This window comes from Clostridium saccharobutylicum DSM 13864, assembly GCF_000473995.1.
Lineage (GTDB): Bacteria > Bacillota > Clostridia > Clostridiales > Clostridiaceae > Clostridium > Clostridium saccharobutylicum.
This window is the reverse complement of record NC_022571.1, coordinates 669,204-690,780: the sequence shown is the minus strand read 5'-3', so window position 1 is coordinate 690,780 and position 21,577 is coordinate 669,204. Positions and strand designations below refer to the sequence as shown.

The 21,577-nt window shown below is 28.5% G+C and carries 20 protein-coding genes and 2 pseudogenes; 3 read left to right on the top strand and 19 right to left on the bottom strand.

All coding sequences use genetic code 11. The features are described 5' to 3' along the window. Positions 1-89: 89 nt before the first annotated feature. Both CLSA_RS24430 and CLSA_RS03220 read right to left on the bottom strand, forming a co-directional pair. Positions 90-1,457 carry a TerD family protein gene (locus CLSA_RS24430; RefSeq protein WP_022743957.1) on the bottom strand — a complete coding sequence of 456 codons (1,368 nt, stop codon included), beginning with the start codon at positions 1,455-1,457 and terminating at the stop codon, positions 90-92. 690 nt (positions 1,458-2,147) lie between these two features. Beyond that, positions 2,148-2,690 (bottom strand): IS91 family transposase, encoded by a 543-nt coding sequence (locus CLSA_RS03220; RefSeq protein ID WP_022743956.1) that lies wholly within the window; start codon positions 2,688-2,690, stop codon positions 2,148-2,150. Positions 2,691-2,934: 244 nt separating this feature from the next. Here CLSA_RS03220 and CLSA_RS03215 point away from each other — a divergent pair. Together CLSA_RS03215 and CLSA_RS24635 are read left to right on the top strand one after the other, a co-directional pair. Further along, positions 2,935-3,186: pseudogene (locus tag CLSA_RS03215) on the top strand (transposase); the annotation flags it as partial. Between the two features lie 2 nt (positions 3,187-3,188). Beyond that, positions 3,189-3,764 (top strand): annotated as a pseudogene (locus CLSA_RS24635) (site-specific integrase); the annotation flags it as partial. A 65-nt stretch (positions 3,765-3,829) separates the two neighbouring features. On the opposite strand, the gene rlmD reads toward CLSA_RS24635, so the two are convergent. The 4 genes from rlmD to CLSA_RS03190 form a co-directional block, all read right to left on the bottom strand. Continuing rightward, positions 3,830-5,185: a 23S rRNA (uracil(1939)-C(5))-methyltransferase RlmD gene (gene rlmD / locus CLSA_RS03205; RefSeq protein WP_022743953.1), complete on the bottom strand. Its 1,356-nt coding sequence runs from the start codon at positions 5,183-5,185 to the stop codon at positions 3,830-3,832. Between the two features lie 443 nt (positions 5,186-5,628). Continuing rightward, on the bottom strand, positions 5,629-6,006 hold the full coding sequence (locus tag CLSA_RS03200; RefSeq protein WP_022743952.1) for a hypothetical protein: 378 nt from the start codon (positions 6,004-6,006) through the stop codon (positions 5,629-5,631). Positions 6,007-6,026: 20 nt separating this feature from the next. Next, on the bottom strand, positions 6,027-6,725 hold the full coding sequence (locus CLSA_RS03195) for a hypothetical protein (protein WP_022743951.1): 699 nt from the start codon (positions 6,723-6,725) through the stop codon (positions 6,027-6,029). Positions 6,726-7,041: 316 nt separating this feature from the next. Continuing rightward, the gene (locus CLSA_RS03190) at positions 7,042-7,746 is read right to left on the bottom strand and encodes a helix-hairpin-helix domain-containing protein (protein WP_171770635.1); all 705 of its coding nucleotides are present in this window, start codon (positions 7,744-7,746) and stop codon (positions 7,042-7,044) included. A 242-nt stretch (positions 7,747-7,988) separates the two neighbouring features. Here CLSA_RS03190 and CLSA_RS03185 point away from each other — a divergent pair, with 242 nt between their 5' ends. Beyond that, positions 7,989-9,224 (top strand): D-alanyl-D-alanine carboxypeptidase family protein, encoded by a 1,236-nt coding sequence (locus CLSA_RS03185; RefSeq protein ID WP_022743949.1) that lies wholly within the window; start codon positions 7,989-7,991, stop codon positions 9,222-9,224. Positions 9,225-9,302: 78 nt separating this feature from the next. Here the strand turns inward: CLSA_RS03185 and CLSA_RS03180 are convergent, their stop codons facing one another. From CLSA_RS03180 to CLSA_RS03120, 13 genes are all read right to left on the bottom strand, one after another. Continuing rightward, the gene (locus CLSA_RS03180) at positions 9,303-10,214 is read right to left on the bottom strand and encodes an RluA family pseudouridine synthase (protein ID WP_022743948.1); all 912 of its coding nucleotides are present in this window, start codon (positions 10,212-10,214) and stop codon (positions 9,303-9,305) included. Positions 10,215-10,286: 72 nt separating this feature from the next. Next, entirely contained in the window at positions 10,287-11,570 is a 1,284-nt protein-coding gene (locus CLSA_RS03175; RefSeq protein ID WP_022743947.1) for an LCP family protein, read from the bottom strand. 117 nt (positions 11,571-11,687) lie between these two features. After that, positions 11,688-12,257, bottom strand: a complete 570-nt coding sequence (gene yqeK / locus CLSA_RS03170; protein WP_022743946.1) for a bis(5'-nucleosyl)-tetraphosphatase (symmetrical) YqeK — start codon at positions 12,255-12,257, stop codon at positions 11,688-11,690. A 52-nt stretch (positions 12,258-12,309) separates the two neighbouring features. Beyond that, a complete protein-coding gene (nadD, locus tag CLSA_RS03165; protein WP_022743945.1) occupies positions 12,310-12,927 on the bottom strand; it encodes a nicotinate-nucleotide adenylyltransferase in 618 nt (205 codons plus the stop codon). Positions 12,928-13,223: 296 nt separating this feature from the next. Then, positions 13,224-13,526, bottom strand: coding sequence for a ribosome assembly RNA-binding protein YhbY (yhbY, locus tag CLSA_RS03160; protein WP_022743944.1), 303 nt, complete (start codon positions 13,524-13,526; stop codon positions 13,224-13,226). A gap of 208 nt (positions 13,527-13,734) precedes the next feature. Further along, positions 13,735-15,027, bottom strand: a complete 1,293-nt coding sequence (gene obgE, locus CLSA_RS03155; RefSeq protein WP_022743943.1) for a GTPase ObgE — start codon at positions 15,025-15,027, stop codon at positions 13,735-13,737. A gap of 637 nt (positions 15,028-15,664) precedes the next feature. After that, entirely contained in the window at positions 15,665-15,964 is a 300-nt protein-coding gene (rpmA, locus tag CLSA_RS03150; RefSeq protein ID WP_022743942.1) for a 50S ribosomal protein L27, read from the bottom strand. Positions 15,965-15,968: 4 nt separating this feature from the next. Next, a complete protein-coding gene (locus CLSA_RS03145; RefSeq protein WP_022743941.1) occupies positions 15,969-16,355 on the bottom strand; it encodes a ribosomal-processing cysteine protease Prp in 387 nt (128 codons plus the stop codon). A gap of 4 nt (positions 16,356-16,359) precedes the next feature. Further along, positions 16,360-16,671, bottom strand: a complete 312-nt coding sequence (gene rplU, locus CLSA_RS03140; RefSeq protein ID WP_022743940.1) for a 50S ribosomal protein L21 — start codon at positions 16,669-16,671, stop codon at positions 16,360-16,362. 259 nt (positions 16,672-16,930) lie between these two features. Continuing rightward, on the bottom strand, positions 16,931-18,379 hold the full coding sequence (locus CLSA_RS03135) for an Rne/Rng family ribonuclease (RefSeq protein ID WP_022743939.1): 1,449 nt from the start codon (positions 18,377-18,379) through the stop codon (positions 16,931-16,933). Between the two features lie 286 nt (positions 18,380-18,665). Then, a complete protein-coding gene (locus tag CLSA_RS03130) occupies positions 18,666-19,367 on the bottom strand; it encodes a TIGR03936 family radical SAM-associated protein (RefSeq protein WP_022743938.1) in 702 nt (233 codons plus the stop codon). Beyond that, the gene (locus tag CLSA_RS03125) at positions 19,351-21,207 is read right to left on the bottom strand and encodes a TIGR03960 family B12-binding radical SAM protein (RefSeq protein WP_022743937.1); all 1,857 of its coding nucleotides are present in this window, start codon (positions 21,205-21,207) and stop codon (positions 19,351-19,353) included. Before CLSA_RS03125 ends, CLSA_RS03130 begins: the two co-directional genes overlap by 17 nt. Before the next feature lie 50 nt (positions 21,208-21,257). Further along, positions 21,258-21,455, bottom strand: a complete 198-nt coding sequence (locus CLSA_RS03120) for a hypothetical protein (RefSeq protein WP_041716044.1) — start codon at positions 21,453-21,455, stop codon at positions 21,258-21,260. Positions 21,456-21,577 lie beyond the last annotated feature (122 nt).

Below are 21,577 nucleotides of genomic sequence, written 5' to 3'. Positions count from 1 at the left end.
TTGATATATATATCAATATTATCATAAATTATAAAAATATCCATATAAATTTTAACCAAATATTACATAATACACCATATATTTTTTATTTAATATACAAATTCTGAGGTATTCAAGTTAAGTTCCTTACAAATTTCACCAATCACTTGTTTTTCTATATTACTAAATTCTCCATCAGCCAAACCTATTGTGCAACATAATCTAACAACAAAACGTGCTGCATCTAGCTTTGTTCTCATTTTTGCTATTATTCTTAGTAATTCTGCTTTTCCCATCATAAAATCTCTTTGTAATTTTTGAGTATAACAATCAAATTTAGATAACACCATATTAGTATCTATGTGTTTCATTTCTTGACTTGTTTTAAAATAATTTATCAAACGCTCTCTTTCTGAATATTCTATAACACCATCTGCCATAGCAACTAATGCACTTCCAGCAACTAATGCTTCAACAAAATCATTATCTAAATATCTATTGACTATATTTTTTGCGTTATTAGATTGTTCCCTTAGCCATTGTGCTGAATTAATATTATTAGATGCACTCCAACGTTTATTGCAATTTATACATAAAAATTCAATATTCTTACTTCCTATAAGTCCACCTAAAAGACCAACTGGTCCTAAAAGTAATCCACCAACAATTGCTTTTCCTACTCCAAAGCCCTTTTTACCTGCTGTTACTTGAGTAGAATGGCAATATGGACAAGTAATTTCTGATTGTTGATTTCCATTAGATAACTGTGAATTATATATTTGTTGATTATTATCTAAGGTTTGAGGATTATATCCTTGGTTTTGATCGTAACGAGTATGTACTATAGGATTTTGAGAATATACTGGAGCAGAAGGATATGAATTATTTGACTGCTCTTCCTCTACTTCTATTCCAAACATATTACATAGAGCTGCTAATCCACCTTGGAATCCACTTCCTACAGCATTAAATTTCCATTCATTATTGTAGCGATATAGTTCAGCTACGACAATGGCTGTTTCTATTGAAAAGTCCCTTCCAAGATCATAACGCAAAATAACTTCTGAAGTATCTGCATCAATAATCCTAATGTATGAATTAGATATTTGGCCAAAATTCTGATTTCTTTCTTTCGCATCATTTATTGTTATTGTAAACGCAATTTTTTCTATATTGGAAGGCACTAATCCAAGATTGATTTTAATTTGCTCATCATCTCCACTACCAACACCAGTTTTATTGTCACCACTATGTATAATTGTTCCTTGTCCTCCATTAGGATTATTATAAAAAATAAAGTCATCTTCATTATTTACCTTGTTAAAACTATTCAATAGAAATGCAGATGCATCCAAATCAAAACTGTATCCCCTTGAATTTTGATTTACATCCCATCCAATCCCCACTATAACATTATTTAAATTAGGATTTTTCTTTGTCAAATCAACTTTTTGACCCTTACTTAATGTTACCGTCATTTTTATCTCCTGCCTCTTCTAATTTTTATTTTAATGCTTTTATATTAGTATTCTTTTTAATATTTCTTCTGTTCACCATTAATAGGTTCATTTTCACCATCTACATCAATATAATTTTTTTAAAATATATCGTTGCTATTTCCTTAATCTTTCTACCAATAACTTTATATAACATATCTTTATTTATTGCATGAATATATAAAAGTGTATCTATTAAGTATATTAATAGATTTATATCGTAGTTTTTATCAAAATACTTTGATAATTCATAAAGTAATACCACTATATTTCATAATATACCATTATTATACTTTATAACATTATATTAGACAATTAATTATATTATGATAAATATCCATATTAATGTTTATTAGCATTCTTTCGCCTAATTATAATTTTGTTTGTAATAATTATTACAAACTGATTTTCGCTTCCAGCTCTGAAAGCCGCATGGTTGAGGGATCCCCTGAAATATCAGAAAATATAACACTGCTCCTAAAACCTTATAGAATGAGTGTTTCCAAAATTGGAAGCGAAAAATAAGTTATAAAAACCTTTCGGGTATTTTTTGTACAGATAACTTATTAATTGCCTTGTCTTATAAGAATTAAAGTGCTTTTTTATTATTTCTAATAAAACTTTTTGCCATGATTTTTTCAAATATGGATATGGTATATACTCAACTTGCTTCTACCTCTTTGTCTTTTTATCAACTGCACCTTCAGTTACTAAAGCATGTACATGTGGATTCCATTTTAAATCCCCACCAAAAGTATGAATTACTGCAATTACTCCAACTTCATAATTAGAGCCTTTCTTTTTATTGTACCAATACTTAATTACTTCATTTACTCCCTCTTGTAATTCCTTTAATAATTCTCTCTTAGAATAAAAATAATTTCTAAGTTCTTTCGGTAGTGTAAATACACTGTGTCCATGTACAACTCTTAGCATAGTTTGCCTTTGTTTTTCAGCCCATTTCATTGTATATAATCTACCACACCTATTACAAAATTTACTTTTACATGTAAATGGAACCTTTGTACTCTCTCCACATATTTCACACTTATATTCTGCAAATCCGTACTTAATATCGCTACACTTTAAAGACTTACTTACTGCTTCATCAATATGCTTTCGCATATATTTCGGAACCTTATCCCAATATTTATTTTTAAAATCATTATAGTTATCCTTTAATATATCTTTTACTGTTATTTTCTCTTTCATCATAATATCTATATTTTATTAGTTATCCACAGATTGTCCAATAATATAATTTCCTAGAGAAGAACAAAGTGCCTGTGCCACGCTCTCCCTTAATCACGTTTTTGCACGCTAAATTTCTCTTAGCCATTGATATGACTGGCTTTCAAATTTCAAAATTTTTATACTTTCCTAGACATTAAAAAATGCGCCGCTACAAAACTAAACTCTGTTAGTTTTGCAACAGCCCCTTTTAGCGCATAATATTAATATGAAAAACAGAAATATTATACCTATTCATCAAATAGGTTTCCCAATAAGTTTTGAAAATATTATACCTAATGATGATTCAGTAAGAATGCTTTATGATGTTATGGAGGGATTAGATTATACAGAATTAAATAAAACTTACTCTACTATTGGTAGAAATCCAACAATCTTACCTGAAACCATGTTTGCAATTATAGTTTATAGATATATGGAAGGAATATATTCAAGCCGTGCCCTTGAAAAGGCATGTAAAAGTTTTATATTCCATTACAGATAGCTTTTCATACTGGCATGAGAGGTGGCGAAATAGTCTCCTTAACATAGGATAATGTAGATTTAGATAATGGAATTATTCATGTAAAGCATACTTTAATAGAAACTGGCACTAAAGGAATGAAAGAATTTATACTTAGTACACCAAAAACAAAATCTTCATATAGAAGTATCAATATTGGTAATACTCTAATTAATATATTAAGAAAACATAACGAATGGCAATTACAAAATAAAGAAAACTACGGTCAATGGTATCGTAATTCAAACTTTGTTTGTACTAAAGAAAATGGTGAACCTTTGACTACAAATACATACAAATATCTGAGTAGAGTTGTTAAGAATGAACTTTGTATCAATTTCTCTATGCATAGCTTAAGACATACACATGCTACTTTATTGCTTGAAAGGTGAGCTAATATTAAAGAAATACAGAAGAGGTTAGGACATAGCAAACTTGCCACTACAATGGATACTTATTCACATGTAACTGATAAAATGAAGAATAGTACTGTTGATATTTTTGAAAATATAACAAAAAATTTGCCACCAAATTAAATATTATGGTGGCAAATTAGTGGTAAATAGCTATTTTTTATATCTTTAAATCCTTATAAATGGCTCTATTTCTTAATTAGCTTCACTACAGTTTCAGCATGAGGAGTATTCGGGAACATATCTTTCACCTTAGTTTGAACCACCTTATATCCTTTTTCTACTAACACCTTAAGATCATTTACTAATGTTTTTGGATTACATGAAACATATATTATTTCTGGTGCTTTGAATTTAATTACATAGTCAAGTGCCTTAGGGTGTACTCCACTTCTTGGTGGATCTAAAATAATTATATCTGGTTTATCTTTTACTTGTTTAATTATTTCAGCTACATCTCCTGCTAAGAATTCACAATTATTTAATCCGTTTAATTTTGCATTTTCTTTTGCAGCTTCAACAGCTTCTTCTATAAGTTCAATTCCTACAACCTTTTTAGCTTTTGGTGCAACTATTTGACCAATTGTTCCTGTACCACAATATAAATCAAATACAACCTTATTTTCACTATCTCCCATAAATTCTCTAACCATTGAATAAAGGCTTTCTGCACCTTTTGTGTTAGTTTGGAAAAATGAAAATGGTGATATGTTAAATTCTAATCCAAGTAAAGTTTCTCTAATGTAATCTTTTCCGTATAATATATTAACTTTTTCAGGTATTACTGCATCGGATTTAGAGTCATTTTCTGTATGTATTATTGATACTAAATTTCCTTTATAACTTTGTTCTCTTAATAATTTAACATATTCAGTTAGGTCAAAGTCAATTTGAGTAGTTGTCACTAAGTTTACTAATAGTTCTCCTGTATTTTGAGCTTTTCTTATAACTAAGTGTCTTAAATATCCTTCAGCCTTCATTATTCTATAATATGGTAAATCCTTTTCACCAAAGTAATCTGATGTTAATTTTATAATCTTTCTATAATCTTCATCAACAAGTTTACATTGATCAACTGTTTTTATACCAAAAGATTTTCCTCTCATATGCATTCCAAGTGAAAGTGGTGCACCTTTTGCTTCATCTCCAAAAGTGAACTCCATTTTGTTTCTGTATTCCCATTGACTTGGGCTTCCTAAAATACCTAAATATTCTCCTGCTTTAACATCTGCTTCTTTAAATAACGCTTGAACTTCTTCACTTAAAAATTCTAATTGCTTTTCATATGGCAAACTTTGTGATGAGCATCCTCCACAAACTCCAAAGTGAGGACATGGTGCTTCAATTTCATAATCTGCCTTTTCATCTACGCTTAATAATTTTACTTCAGCATACTCTTCTCTCTTCTTCTTTACTCTTCCTGTTATTGTTTGGCCTGGGAAAGCATTTTTTACATATATTATTTTATCCTCTGCATATCCTATACCAGTTGATGGAAATTGTAATTTTTCTATTTTTACTGTTAAGTCGCTTCCTCTTTTCATTATTTACTCCTATATACTCGTATTTTTTCTTAATATAATTTGCTTTTTAAGCTTGTTTAATTCTAATTACTTAATAATATGAAGAAAAATAATTCCCCCATAATATGATATGTATTTTTTGTCATGCAAAAAGCATATTCGTCAATTAAGTAAGCTTTCGTAATAGCAAACAAGCTATCCTTTAAACTTTCCAACTTAGTATAAGGTACATTCAAAAAAATAACAAGTCAATTTACCTCCTTTCCTAATGAAAAATATCCACAGCAAATTGAACTTGTTATTTATTTTCGTATGCCTAACATAAAATACACAAACATACTAATCTATTATTTTCAAGATACTCAATCAAATAAAAGACTAGTAACTTCATTTAAATTATAAATACCAATCTATTAAACAAATTGTTTTTTAAGGCACATGATTCGATTGTACCTAAATTATGTCTAAATATTAAGTATTTTTTTTGCAATTGTATTTTTTAATTTTGTTTTCTTCATTAATGGATCATAAATACAATTAAACACGAAATATATACCTGCTACCATTAATATTAATATTCCATTATCTCTTACAACTCTATATTGGAACATTCTTAGCACTAAATCAAATATTAATAATAGTAATGCAGAAAATGCAACCATTAATAACTGATCTAGAGCATTTGCACAAATAACTTTAAAAATAGAAGGTTTATCTTCATTGGCTACTGATTCATCATTTTTAGATATTGTGTTATCTTTACTGACTACAACCTCTTCTTTAGCTTCAGTTTCCTTTGCCTTACTTTCTATTTCATTTTCTTTCATATTATCTTTTTCCAAGAAAAATTCCCCCTTACAGTCTACTTCATACTCATATCTGCATCAGCAAATTTATATTTTTTAGTAGACAAATTATATATTATACACTCTTTAGTGACTAGAATTTCTTCTTTTAAGCCATCTATTGTGTTGTCCAACTTAATATCATTGTCTCCATTTTTTAATTTTTGAATTATTTCTTTGTTAATCTGAGAATAATCTCTATTTTCTTGTCCTGTAAACGCTGCTATGTACTTTGCAAAAGATGTTTTACCTAAATCAAAATTATTATTTTTTATCGCACCTTCGCCATCAAAATTCAGACTTAATTTTAAGCTTATATCTCCATATGCTAAGTCTTCCCCATACGTTTTCATTCCAAAATACATACTTTCAATTTTATTCTTTTCTGGTTTTTCATTATCAAAATATATGGAATTATCATTTATTGATACACCATTTTCTTCTTTTATTTTTTCACCCTTTGAATATTTTAATCCAAAGTCCTTAGTTATCCCTTCAATCTTAGCTAACTTTTCATTGTATAACTTTTTAGTTTGATCTAATGTATAATTTTTTGCCCATGATCCTTGTAGATCCTTATCTTTTTCATCTATATTAATGTTATCTTCCGTATTTGTCTTAGACTTATCCTGTGACGCATCATTTGTTTTGCCACATCCTATTAATGAAGTTGCTATTAATAAACTCATCATTATACTTATAATCTTTTTAGACATCAACTACTTCCCCCTTGACTTTTAGTTATATTTATTAATTTAATTAATAAAAATTCTGTAAATAATAATTACATAGGAAGTCAATAATATAATGTTATCATTTTTTTATTACAACTTTGTGTCAAATCAAAATTTTCAAATTTATATATACATTATATTTAAAACTACTTTACATAATTCTCAAGACACACATACATTAATATTATATATTTTTTTATCTAACTCGGCAATTCTTATCTGTAATATGTGCTAAGGCTTATTCGAAAATCAAAAAATATTTATAATAACCTTTGACTTGTTATTTATTTTTATATGTCTAAACTTCTATTTGGTCTTTTATTTTTTCGAACATCTTACCTCCAAATCCTTTTACATTTTTTAAATCCTCTATAGATTTAAATCCACCATTTTGTTCTCTATATTCAATTATGCTTTTAGCTTTTCCATCTCCTACTCCATTTAATTTTTTCAATTCTTCGATTGTAGCACTATTTATATTAATCATTTCACTAGAGCTTGCTTGAGTTTTATTAGAATTGACCACTATATTTGTATTCGATGAATTTTGGGTTGTTTCATTTATATTTGCAATATAGACTTCCTCATGATTTTGAAGCTTTTTTGCTCTATTTATATTACTTAAATCTGCATTTTCTGTAATTCCACCAGCTTTATCTATAAGATCTTTAACTATAGAATCTTCATTCAAAGTATATACATCAGGCTTCTTAACTTCACCTTTGATTTCTACTACTATAAATTTGTCTTTTAATGAAACGTCTTCTGTTTTTGTATTCTGCTCAGAACTCTTTTTCCCTTGGCTTTTGCTAGAATTGTTAATTAAATCTTGGTCTGATTTATCATTATTTATATCATCCTCTACAAAAACACTTTCTGTATCATTCTTCTTTAATTCTTTAAATCCAGATTTCAAATATAATATTCCACTTGAAATCAATATAATTACTAATATAGCTAGTATACCAGTTGTCTTTTTATTTTTAATCATTTTATCAATTATTTTTTGAATCAAATCACCAGTAACCTCCATTTCATATCCCAAAAATAATATTAACATTCATTCCTATACAAAACATTTTCTCCACATTTGGAATGTTTTAGACGTTGCATGTAAATATAATCCAATTAATATAGCATATTTAATGTTTTTTTGATAAAATATATTTTATGTAAGCATAGGATACAAAAAAGTGTACCGTACATAACTATGCCTAAAATAATTAATGTAGTTTGGAGAATAATATGAAAAGAAGATTAAAAGCACTTACTATAATATTTCTATTTTTAGTTTCTTTAATACCAATAAAAGCATCAGCAGATGCAACCCCTCCATCAATTAATGCTGCTGGTTGTGCTTTAATAGATGCCTCTACTGGTCAAATGCTATACGGAAAAAATGAAAATACTCAGTATGAACCGGCATCCACAACAAAAGTAATGACAGCTCTTATCGTTTTAGAGAAATGTAAATTAAATGATGAAGTTACAATTCAACAAGATGTTGATAGAGAAGATGGTACTAGAATTGGATTAAAAAAAGGTGATGTACTTACTGTACACGAGCTACTTCTTGGGTTACTTCTTGACTCAGGAAATGATGCTGCTGATGCTTTAGCTTATCATGTATCTGGAAGTATAGATGAATTTGCCAAGCTTATGAATGCTAAGGCAAAAGAACTTGGTGCAACAAATACAAACTTTAAAAATCCAAGTGGATTACCTGACCCTCAGCATTTAACAACACCACATGATTTAGCATTATTTTTAAGAGAAGCTGTAAACAATCAAGACTTTATAAAGATTTCAACTACTCCTTCTTATACACTAGCTATGAGGAATGATCCTCAAAGAACTATTAATTTATACAATAAAAATTATATGATTAATAAAGGCTCTAAATTTTATTATCCTAATGCTTTGTGTGGAAAAAATGGATATACTATAACAGCAAATCAAACATATGTAGCTTCTGCTAAAAAAGATGATCATATTCTTGTAGCTTCTTTTTTATATGCAGTGGATAAAAATCAAAATTTTGAAGATATGAAGACTGTTTTCGATTATGGATTTAACAATTTTTCTTGGGTTCATATTTATTCAAAAAATGATAAAGTTTCAGAGTATAAAATAAATAATACTCTTACAATTCCTCTTCTTAGTACTAAAGATCTAGATTACGTAGTACCTAAAGGAGATGAAACTAAAGAATCTTATGATATTAAAGTGGAAGATAAGGATTTAAGTAAACAATCTTTTAATGAAGGCGATGAAATATTAAAAGGTAAAGTTTATGTAAATGATAAAGAATTAGAGACAGTGGATTTAGCCGCTGGTGCTTCTAGAAATTACACTTCATTATTTGATGTTAGTTCTTTATCTAAAAATTCTATTATAGCCATTTATGGTGGCTGTGCTTTAGCTGCATTAGGTGCTGCTACTGGACTAGGAATATTGATAAAACAAAAATTCAAAAAATAAATACTTGTCAAAACAGTACAGGCTGTAAGTTTATAAACTTACAGCCTGTTTTTATACATCTTTGTTCCATGGGACTTGTTATTTTTTTGAATGCACCTTATCTAATAGCTCTACCATGTCTTCTGGTAATTTTGATTTTAATGATAGCATTTCTCCTGACCTCGGTGATTTAAAATCTAATGCATATGCATGAAGCGCCTGTCTTTTTATTAAATCTTCTTCCTCTTCACCATATCCATATAGTGTATCTCCATAAATCGGATGACCTATATTACTTAAATGTACTCTTATTTGATGTGTTCTTCCAGTTTCTAATTTACATTCTACCAAACTAGCATCTTCAAAGCTTTCAACAACTTTATAATGAGTTATGCTTCTTTGTCCTCTCTCATCTATTATTCTTTTAGTTCCATTCTCTATTCCTTCGGGTCTATAAATAGGTAAATCAATCGTACCTTCTGTTTTCTCTAACTTACCATGTACTATTGCCAAATATCTTTTTTCCACCTTATTTTCGCTCATTTCCTTAGATAACATTCCATGAGAAAATTGGTTCTTAGCAATTATGATAAGACCTGAAGTATTCATATCTAACCTAGAAACTAATCTGACTATACAGTTTTGATTAGTTTCCATAAAATAATTTATTATCCCATTGGCAAGAGTTCCACTTTGATAACTTTTAGTTGGATGAACTACCATAAATGGTTTCTTATTAACTACTAATATATCTTCATCTTCATATATTACTTCTATATCCATCTTTTCTGGCGCTATATTTTGGCTCTCATCTTTTGCTAAATCAATTTTAATAATTTCCCCTTCATTTAGTACTCGATTCATTTTAACTACTTCATCATTCACGAAAATTCTTTTATCAATCGACGCACTTCGTATTAATCTAGTTGATAAGCCAAGCTCTGATTTTAAATATTCTCTTATTTTAACGCCTTCACCTATGTTACTAACTTTCTTTTCTAAAATGCTCATCTATTTCTTCTCCTTAATTAACTAGTTAGGCACATGAAAATAAAAAATAACAAAATAACAAGTTCATGTGCCTTATTTCCCAAACTCTTTAAAATCCTTACCTAAAATTATAACAACATCATAGTTATTATATTCTGCAGTGCTTTTCTTTTTATTACTTTTTTTAATGTTTATATCATTTTTAATTGTATTTAAAGCATTGTTATCATTAGCTAATATTATACTTTCATTACTAAGTTCAGTATTACCAGTATCAATATTTTTGTATCCAGCACCATTCAGTTCTTTCATAGCCTTCGATGCTAGTCCATTAATTTTGGTTCCATTTAATATTTTTATTCTAATATCTTTTGATGATGTATTAGTTGCTGTACTACTAGACTGCTTAGTTGAGGATTTTGATGATGAAATTACATCTTTATTAGAATTTTTATCAGGTACCAAATATGATTGTCCATTTATCATTTTAGGAGTTCCAGAAACTGTTGTCATAGATACATTATCATGATTTACTGTAATAAATTTTAATCCATAACTTATTATATCAGTAGGTGACATATTGGTTTCTACATCATCGCCCAATGCTGATAATATTTTAGGTACTCTAAAGAATACAAAAGGACTTGTACACTTTTCTACAACCTTTGATATGAATTTATGTTGATTTTCTATTCTATCTAAATCTCCATTAGCTAATCCACTTCCATCATTATTTTTTCTCCATCTAAAAAACTCTTCAGCTTTTTTACCATCTAATGTGACAGTTTCACCTGCTTTGAAATTAATATGAAGATTTTGTGCATCATCGTCATAAATCATATTCCTATCAATCTGCATTTTAACACCACCAATAGCATCAATAATATCCCTAAATGCATTATAGTCTAGTTTAACAATATAATTTATATTTATATTTAATAAATTTTCAACTTCTGATTTTATTTTTGGATACCCACCAATTTCATAGGCCGCGTTAATCTTCCAGTTTATCCCATTAATATTTATAAGAGTATCTCTTGGAACTGATACAATATTTATCTTTCTATCTTGTGGATTGTAGTTTAATACCATTATTGTATCTGTTCGTTTAATTGACTGATTATCTTCTTCATTTGGATTACCAATGTCTGTTCCAAGTAATAGAATATTAACTGGTTCATTTGAGGATACATCAATTCCTGCTGGCATTGATTTACTTCCCACTTTCATTAATGCAAAAGCTCCCGATATTAATGAAAATATAAAAAAAGTTAATATAATAGATATAGCTCCTAAAATTATTCTCTCTAATATACTTGTAGAACCATCACCTTTTATAAATCTTTTTATCTTCCATATAGTACCCATTAATCTCATAACATCACCTCTTGTTTTCTACGTTAAAAGCTTAATTTATCTTAATCAAATTCTAGAAATTATTGATATAACGCAGGTGAAAATAAACTAATATGTGGATTTATTATTTGTTGAATATTACTTATCATTCAGTAAAAGGTAATTTCTGCACTTAATTGTATTCTCATCAACTAACAAATTTTTAGTTAGCAAAAATTGTATAGTATGTGTTAGTCCTGTATATACTCCTCTATCTAAATTTTCGAAAGTAATTTCTCTTATTTTTTCAACACCTTCAAAATCTCTATTTGGCTCTATCATATCCGCAATATAGATAATTTTAGTTAAAGTAGACATATCCTCTTTTCCTGTAGTATGCCATCTAATTGCATCTAATATTTCTTCATCTTGAATTCCTAATTTATTTTTTGCTTCTATTGGTGCAATAATACTATGCCATAAATCTATATTGTTCTTTTCCACACTAGAAAGGCTTATATTATTTTCACGAATGATTGATTTCATTTTTTCTTCTGATAAATTTTTAGCCACATCATGTGCTAATGCTGCTATTTCTGCTTTTTCTTCAGAAATACAATTTAATATAGCTAACTTTTTAGCTGTTTCTGCAACACCAAGTGTATGATTATAACGTTTTTCTTTTAAATTTTCTTTAAGATATTTTTTTATTTCGTCTATAGATAACAAACTTCTTCCCTCCGCGCATAATAAATAAGTTTTCTACTTAAAATTTGATAATTTATTTTTTGATTGTACGTAAATATAACTTATGATTGACTATAAAATTATTAACTTTTGGTGGAATAAAAAAGTCTACTCTTTTTCCATCTCTTATTCTAGATCTTATATATGTTGATGATATTTCGAGCTCCTTTAATTCTAAAATTATTATATTGGCATTATACTTATTTTCTATTCTTTTTTTTTGAGCTCTTAGTTCTTCCTTGTTAAAACCACCTCTAAAAAAAACTACTAATGTGCATAGTGAGAAAATTTTAGAAATCTCTTTCCATTTTTCTATATCCATTAAACAGTCTGCTCCTGTTATAAAGAATAACTGTTTGCTTTCATCATTCTCTTTTAAATATTCTAATGTTTCATATGTAAAACTAAGACCTTTCTTTTCTATTTCATAACTTGAAATGGAAAATTCCTCAAAAGGTTCTATAGCTATTTTAACCATATCATATCTTAAAGCAGAATCAGTTACTGTAGATTCTGTTTTAAGAGGCTGCTTTCCTGCAGGCATAAATACAACTTCATCTAAATTTAACTGCACCTTAGCTTCATATGCTATATATAAATGTGCATAATGAATGGGATCAAATGTTCCACCTATTATACCATATCGCTTCATACTATTTCTCCTCCTCGAGAATGAATTAAACTGTCTTCATATTGTTTTGAAACAATATGACTTATATCTATATGCTTTAAAAATAGTTTACATCATAATAATTAATAGTAACTTAATTTTATCGAAAATTAAAATTAAAACATATATATTTTTAGATTATTCTTATAAAATTATATTACTAAATAACAAAATTTTAGAAAAGCTACTTCAATAAATTAACTTGAAGTAGCTTTTTATTAAGGCACATTCAAAAGCAACTTTGGACTTGTTATTTTCATGCGCCTAATTCTATTAAATTATTTTTTAGCAGGTGGTAATTCAATCTTAGGTTTATTTTTAGATTTCTTATATAAAGTTATCTTACTTCCTATTGCTTGAATTCCTTCACATTTAATCTTTTTGCATATTAAATCTGAAGCCTCTCTTGTATCTAATCCGCTATTTTCTAAAACCTTTATCTTTATTAATTCTCTAGCTTCTAATGCTTGTGAAACTTGAATTAAAAAATTTTCTTCAATACCAAACTTACCAATTTGGAATATTGGTGTTATATCATTAGCTAAGCCTCTTAAATAAGCTCTTTGTTTTCCTGTTATCATTTATTTTCCTCCTAAAATTGTACCAGTATATATTTTTCTAAATATACCTGTTCTATTAATTATCCCCGGGGGATTTTTTCATTTAACAGTTAACATTACATAATTAACTGTTGAAGATAAAATTCCTTTGGAATTTTTTATATTATTTCAAAGCTCGATTAGAGTTTTTTTATCAACTGTTAACTTTTAATTATTAACTGTTAACTAACTAAAGTACATACTCAAATTCGAAGTCATTTAATCTTACCATATCGCCATCTTTGATTCCCATTTCTCTAATTTCATCAAAGATACCTTTATTTCTAAGAACCTTATGGAAGTATCTTAATGAATCTGCATCATTTACATTAACAGCACTTAATAATCTATCTACAAATGTACCTTCGATAACATAAGTATTGTATCCTTCTTCTACATTCTTTTCAACAGATATTTCATAAGTAAACTTCTTATCTTCTGGTATATATCTTTCGTCTTCTGCTATCTCTAATTCCTTAATTGGAATTTCCTTAAGCATTCTTGCTGCTTCTTTCATTACCGCATCAACACCATCATTTGTAGCTGCTGACATTTTAAATACTTTAGCATATCCTAATTCTTCAACTTTTTTCTTAAAGTCTTCATATATGCTTTCATCATAAAGCATATCAGTTTTATTAGCTACAACAATTTGTGGTCTATCCCAAAGCTTAACAGAATATTTCTTTAATTCTTCATTAATCTTAAGGAAATCCTCAAACGGTTCTCTTCCTTCAACACCTGAAATATCAACTATATGTATTAAAAGTCTAGTTCTTTCGATATGTCTTAAGAATTGAATTCCAAGACCAACACCTTCTGCTGCTCCTTCAATAATACCTGGAATATCAGCCATAACAAAAGGTTCAATACCATCAACTGCAACAACTCCTAAATTAGGTTTTAAAGTTGTAAAGTGATAATTTGCAATCTTTGGTTTAGCCTTTGTTGTCATTGAAAGTAATGTTGATTTTCCTACATTAGGGAATCCTAATAATCCAACGTCTGCAAGTAATTTTAATTCTAGAACTATATTAAGTTCATCACCAGGCATTCCTGGTTCTGCATAGTGAGGTGCTTGCTTAGTTGCAGTTGCAAACTTAACATTTCCTTTTCCGCCTTTTCCACCTCTTAATAATACTAATTCTTGACCCTTATGCGAAAGGTCTGCTATTATCTTGTTGCTTTCAGCTTCTCTGATGATTGTTCCCATCGGTACTTTTACATAAAGACTTTCTCCATCTTTACCATAGCACTTAGAACCGCCACCATTGCCACCATCTTCTGCAATAAATTTCTTCTTGTATTTGAAATCTAATAATGTAGTTATTCCTGTATCTACTTGGAAAATAATGCTTCCACCTTTTCCTCCATCACCACCATCTGGTCCACCTAATGGAACATACTTTTCTCTTCTAAAAGAGATAGCACCATTTCCACCGTTACCAGATTTAACGAAAACTGCCGTTTTATCTATAAACATATATACTCACCTTTCTTAAACACTTTAGTTTATTAAGCACATTCAAAAAAATAACAAATTCATGTGCCTTATTTCTATCTTTGTAATTACATTTTTATGTAAATACACAATAATTTTTCTAAAAGTCATCTTAATCATTAGGTCTGTAGTTCAAAAAATCAAGTAACATTAAGACTTTTTATTTTTGAATACGCCATATAATAAAATATTATTCCCTTTAAAATTGTACTTTATTATATCATACTTGTTTTAGACACATAAAATAACATATCTTAATATATATTAAACATATATCTAATACTTAATTCAATAAGCATCTACAATGTACAATGCACAACTCACAATAAAAATAATAGTATTGATAAGGCACGTAAAAATAAATAATACTCAAAAATCTGCTTGTATTTTAAAAAGTTATCCACATTTTAAGGCACATGAAAAAAGTTAATCACAGATTTTGTATTATGAACTGTGCATTGTGCATTATTTTATAATATTTACTATACTCTTGTATAATAAATTTTAGATAAATAAAAGAAAATAACAAATCAAAACATGATTCATATTTTTCTCTCTTACTTACACTAAGCATTTAAAAAAGCACCCTTATATTTAAGAGTGCTTTATTTCTAAAAAATTATTCAGCTATTGCTTCTACGTTTACTGGGTAAACACTTGCTTTCTTCTTGTCTCTACCAAGTCTTTCGAATTTAACAACTCCATCAACTTTAGCAAATAAAGTATCGTCTTTACCTTTTCCAACATTTTCACCTGGGTGAATCTTAGTTCCTCTTTGTCTTACAAGGATGTTTCCAGCAAGAACAAATTGTCCATCAGCAGATTTAACTCCTAATCTCTTTGATTCAGAGTCTCTACCATTCTTAGAACTACCAACTCCCTTTTTATGAGCGAATAATTGAAGGTTCATAATTAACATGTGACTACACCTCCTCTTTTTTTAAAGTTATATATTCTTTACGTCTCTTACTTCCAAACGTTTCATCCAAACTTAAAATCACACTTTCCAAGCTTTTTTCAAAAGTTTTTAATAAAACTTGTGCTTGGTCTAACTCTTCAACATTAAAATCTTGAAGATCTAGTTTTAAGTATCCATCACCAATTTCATAAGTTGAATTAAGCTTTAAAACTTCATCCAATCCAATAATCACACTTTGAGAAAGCACTGATACTGAATTACAAATCATATCAAACGCTTCACCTACTAACGTAACATCATTATGAAAATCACGTTCAGCACATAATGCATGATTGTTTATTACGAAACCAATAATATTACCATTGTGTTGATTAATTTGTATCTTAACCATAATATTAAGCTTCGATCTTTTCGATTACTAACTTAGTGTAAGGTTGTCTGTGTCCATTTTTTCTTCTATAGTCTTTTTTAGACTTATATTTGAAAACTACAACTTTCTTAGCCTTACCTTGTGCTGCAACCTTAGCTACAACTTTAGCTCCTGCAACTACTGGAGTACCAACTTTGATACCAGCATCAGTTCCTACAGCTAAAACCTCTTCTAATTCAACTGTTGCATCAACTTCAGCGTTAAGTTTTTCAACGTATATTACGTCTCCTTCTTGAACTCTGTATTGTTTTCCACCTGTTTTTAATACTGCGTACATTAAAACACCTCCTCATAACGGTCTCGCCACTTTTGGTACAAAGATTCAACTTTGTTTTACAAAAAACCTTACGTGCGCGGTTTACAAAACTCATCATATCATGTTTATTGATTATAGTCAATAATATTTTTAATTTATGCATTTTCTGCATAAATTTCGGACTTATTACTTTATAGATAAACAACAATTTAAACTTATAATATAACTTAACTAAAGGAATGAATCTATTTTACTTGGTTTCTATATAATTCTGCTGCACCTAACCTTTTTCTATAACTGTAACTTTATAATCCTGTAGATTATCTTTTTGTCCTTGGAATATTAGTGGTTCAACTTTATATCCTTCTATATTATCTGCATAAGTTAGATATATTTCCTTATCTAAACCATCTATATCTTTGATAAATTCAAAGATATTTTCTTTAATTCTTTCTTTATAGACACTATCTACTTGAACATGAAAACAACTTATTGAATTTTCTTCTTTAATTCTTATAATTTCATTTTTTATAAGACCTTTAATATAAGACAATTTTAAAATTATGCCTCTACCCTTACATAATCTACATTCTTCTTCCATGTATTCATATATACTTTTCCCTTGTCTTTTTCTAGCTATCTGAACTAAATCTAATTCTGTAAATGGGAATATCTTCACATTTCCTTTATCTAGCTTTAAGCTTTCTTTAAGTGCTGACATAACAATGTCTTTTTGACTTTTATCTCTCATATCTATGAAATCTATCATTATTATTCCACTTAAATTTCTTAGCCTTATTTGTCTTCCTATTTCTTTTGCAGCTTCTAAATTAGTCTCAAGAATTGTCTTATTAAAATTTCTCTCTTTAATGTTTTTTCCACTATTAACATCAATAACATACATAGCCTCAGTTCTATCTATTACTATGTACCCTCCACAATTAAGATTAACTTTATTATGTCTTAATTTTAATAATTCTTTTTCTAGTCCATAAAAATCAAATAAATTTCTATATCCTTCATACTCTTCTAATTTAAAATTATTTTCCCCTTCAATAAAACTAGAAATTTTATCAAAGTCATCTTTATTATTAACATAAATTTTTGTAATTTCTTCTCCTATGGAATTCATTAATATTTTTGTTAAACTTAAATCCTCACCATAAAGTTTTTTTAAATTAGTTGAGTATTTCATTTGTTTATCTATATTCTTAAACTCTTTATAAAGTTTATCTATTTCTTTTTGAACAATGTCAAGACTAACATTAGCTCCCTCTGTTCTAACTGTTATACAAACATCTTCTAATGGTGATATATTTTTTAAAATATTATCCTTTTTCTCTTTGTCAGTTATTCTTTTAGAAAAATCTATTCCTTTTTTATAGCAGTTTAATACAACATATTTACCTGGAATTGAAGCTTTATGAGTTAATTTAGCGCCCTTATCATTTAGTGGTTCCTTTATTACTTCCACTAATATTTCGTCACCCTTTTTTATCCCATTAGCCTTAAGCTCATCACTGTAATACATGTATCCTTCTTTATCTAGCCCTAAATCTACAAATATAGAATTTATGGCTGGTAAAATATTTTTAATCCTACCCTTATAAAGTTCTCCTATTATAGGTTGATTCTTCTTTTCCTCTACTATGCTTTCTATTAACTCATTATTAGATTTAACACCAATTCTTAAAATCTTCTCTCTTCGTTCAATAAAAATTTCTTTCATAACTTTACACATCCTAGTTAGGCACATGAAAATAAATAACAGGTCCAAAGTTGCCCTTAATATTTTTCATCAGGCAAGAAGATAAATTGCCCTCATAGCGGGTCTATTAAGTCAATTTACCGATATAGCATGATGGAAAATAGGCTGACAAATTGACTTGTTATTTATTTGATTGTGCCGTAATACATAATTTACAATATACAAATTTTATCATGAAATATGGTAAATTGTTAATTCTTTTTATAAGGCATATTAAAATTTGTTATTTTTAATCTATCCTATAAAATTAGATACACTTATATAATGGTACAAGTTTATTGTTTGTATAAAAATACATTTCTTCTCTTTTTATACTTGCAAATGAATCCTTAAGTGCATTTGAAGTTTTTTCTTGAATATATTTAACTAATAAATCTGCACTTAAATGTTCCCTGCTTCCTGTGCTTATTACTACATTAAGTACTAACACTCCATCTTTAATCCAAAAGCTAAATTCCTTCACAAAAGCTCTTATATTAACTTCTTTTTCACCCTTTTTACTTTTCTTTACTGTATTCCATTCATTAACTTCTAAAAGATTATTCATTTCCTCTTCTAACTTTGAAGCATCAGAATACTTAATCTTTATTGTGTATCTTGCAGCATCAATTAACGCCATGGCTTGAGGAACTTTTTTTTCACCTGGAGTATAAGGAATTGCAAGTGCACTTATGTACTTTATTCCACTTGGAGCAGTAGCATTAAGTTTATCCACAATTTCTTGTTCATCCACTTCAGTTGTTAACACCATATCCATATATTCACCACTTGAATATACACCTACTGATAAAGGTTGCGCTATTGAAGTATTCATATGAGGATTAAATCCTTGTGAAAACTCTACTGGAAGTCCTGCTCTTCTAATATTTTTTTGAATAGTCTTAAGTACATCTAAATGAGATATAAACTTAATATTTTCTTCTTTTGTAAATTTAGTTAAGTATCGCACCTTCAAAACACTCCCCATCTTTAAAGTTTACATCAACTCCACAACCTGTACATCCTTTTCTACAGTTTTGAGTTAATTCAGCTTTCTTTGCTTTTTCATTTTCTATTTCTAAATATTTTCTATTTACTCCAATATCAATGAAATCCCAAGGTAAAACTTCATCATAACCTCTTTCTCTATAAGCATAGAAATCAACATCTAAATTACATTCTTCTAATGATTCCATCCAAGCATCATATTTAAAGTATTGACCCCAGCCATCAAATTTCGCACCTTTTTCAAATGCTTTAATTAAAACATCACATAATCTTCTGTCTCCTCTTGCAAATACAGATTCCATAATAGATGTCTTTTGTTCATGATAATTATAAACTATGCATTTTGATTTAATTGAATCCTTAACAGCATTAATCTTTTTATTTACTTCTTCAAGTCTTGCCATTGGAGCCCATTGGAATGGTGTAAATGGCTTAGGTATAAGTATTGATGTACTCACCGTAAGTCTTAGACCCTTATAATCACCTTTTTTCTTAGGTACTGCTTTATATTCAGAAACAATTTTTTCTGCTAATTCTCCAATTCCTTTGCAGTCTTCAAGTTCTTCATAAGGAAGTCCAACCATAAAATAAAGTTTAAGAGTCTTCCATCCTGCTTCAAAAGCACTTCTAGATGCTTCTAAAATTTTATCTTCTGTAAGTCCCTTATTTATTATATCCCTCATTCTTTGAGATCCTGCTTCTGGAGCAAATGTTAATCCTGTCTTTCTTACCTTTTGAATATCCTTAAGTAAATCAACTGAAAAAGCATCAACTCTAATTGAAGGTAAAGCTACTCCAACTCTATCTTCTTCATGTTCTTTCATTAAATCTGAAACTAGTTCCTTTATATCAGAATAATCACATGTACTTAGTGATGAAAGAGAAATTTCTTCATATCCTGTACTTTTAACTAAATCTCTAGCTAATGTTAAAAGATCTTCCTTTGACTTTTCTCTAACCGGTCTATAAATCATTCCCGCTTGGCAGAATCTACATCCATTTGTACATCCTCTGAATAGTTCTAGAACCACTCTATCATGAACAATTTCTGTATAAGGAACTATTATATCAGTTGGAAAATCAACCTTTGTATAATTCTTTATAATTCTCTTTTTAACAGTCTTTGGAACATCATCGTACTTTGGCTTGAATTCTTTTATTGTGTTATCTTCATTATAAATAACATCGTATAATGAAGGAACATAGATACCTTGTATCTTAGAAATCTCTCTTAAGAATTCTTTCTTTTTTCCTTTGCCCTTATATTTTTTATAAACGTCTAAGACATCATTCATCATTTCTTCGCCTTCGCCAATTTCAAAGAAATCTACTATGTCATATAATGGTTCTGGATTATAAGCACAAGGACCTCCTGCCATAACTATAGGCTCATCTTCACCTCTCTCTGATGCTCTTATAGTAATCCCAGACATATCAAGCATATTTAAAATATTTGTATAACTCATTTCATATTGAAGCGTGAAACCTAAAATATCAAATTTCTTTAAAGAATCCTTAGTTTCCAACGTAAATAATGGAATATCATTTTTTCTCATTTGCTCTTCCATATCAGGCCATGGTGTAAATGTTCTTTCACAATATGTATCTTCTCTTAAATTTATAGTATGATAAAGAATTCTGCTCCCCAAATGAGACATTCCTACCTCATAAACATCCGGAAAACAAAATGCAAATCTTATATCAACATCATTTGGGTTCTTAACTATTTCATTTAATTCCCCACCTGTATATCTACTTGGTTTTTCAACCTTAAATAAGATATCATCTGAAACTTTGTTCATTATTTCTTCCTCCTTAAAAACACATCTTCTTCTGTGGTAACTTACCGAAATCAAATACATTTTTGTTCCACAGGACTATGAAAACTTACATTAACGAAAACAAAAGAAGTATACATTATACTGTTATACTTCTCATTTGCTATGACTATTCTAACACACTTAATCTTCATTGGGAATATTCTTATTGTATTCATATTTTTATTTGCAGTTTCTTCAATTGTTTTGAGATTTATATTTCTAAATCTCAAAAGAGCATCGCTCCAGATTAAAATTTAATCATTTTGCGACACTCCTTCAATTTTAAATACAAATATCAACAGAGTGCTTTTTTAGCCATATCTTTAGCTGTTTTTTCACTACCGTCCTTCAT